The sequence below is a fragment of the Avibacterium gallinarum genome (assembly GCF_002921135.1).
Lineage (GTDB): Bacteria > Pseudomonadota > Gammaproteobacteria > Enterobacterales > Pasteurellaceae > Avibacterium > Avibacterium gallinarum.
The window spans coordinates 1-641 of sequence record NZ_PQVJ01000025.1 but is presented as its reverse complement, the minus strand read 5'-3'; the positions used below and the strand labels follow the sequence as shown (position 1 = coordinate 641).

Sequence of the window (641 nt, the reverse complement as noted above, 5' to 3'; positions counted from 1 at the left end):
AAACCGCAGGCAACGCAAGATAAACAAAAAATTGCGGAAAAAACCACCGCACTTGCTAATACGCTAGAAAGACAAGAGAAATGGAGTGAAAAGGGCGAATACAAACGTAACCTTGATAACCTCACCACTATCGCAGGCGGGATATTGGCAGGGCAAAGTGGCACACAGATTGCTACTACCCTTGCCTCGCCGACTTTAAATGAAAAAATCAAGGCACTCACCACCGACAGCAATGGCGAGGTGAATGTTCTTACCAACACCCTTGCTCACGCCATGCTTGGTGCGGTAGAGGCGGCGGCAGCTAAAGGCAATATCACCGCAGGCGCACTTGCTGCTTCAGCTAGTGAACTCGCTGCCCCTGCCATCACCAAAGCCCTTGGCAAGGACAACCCGAACCAACTCAGCACCGAGGAACGCCAAACTGTGACCGCCTTAAGCGCCTTAGCTGGCAGCCTCACCGCAGGCTTAACCGCCCAACAAAACGGCTCAGCGACTAATACGGTTAGCACGCTTAATGTCGCGACATTAGGAGGTGAGATTGGGAAACGGGCGGTGGAGAATAATTATCTCAGTGTACTTTCTCAAAAAAGACGTGATGACATTAGAGAGAAAATTAAAAATGGCAAGGCGACTAAAAAAGA

General features: G+C 49.8%; 1 protein-coding gene. It reads left to right on the top strand.

Features of this window, described 5'->3' with window-relative positions; all coding sequences use genetic code 11:
- A partial coding sequence (locus tag C3007_RS11470; protein WP_165779974.1) for a VENN motif pre-toxin domain-containing protein occupies positions 1 to 641 on the top strand: 641 nt, incomplete at both ends.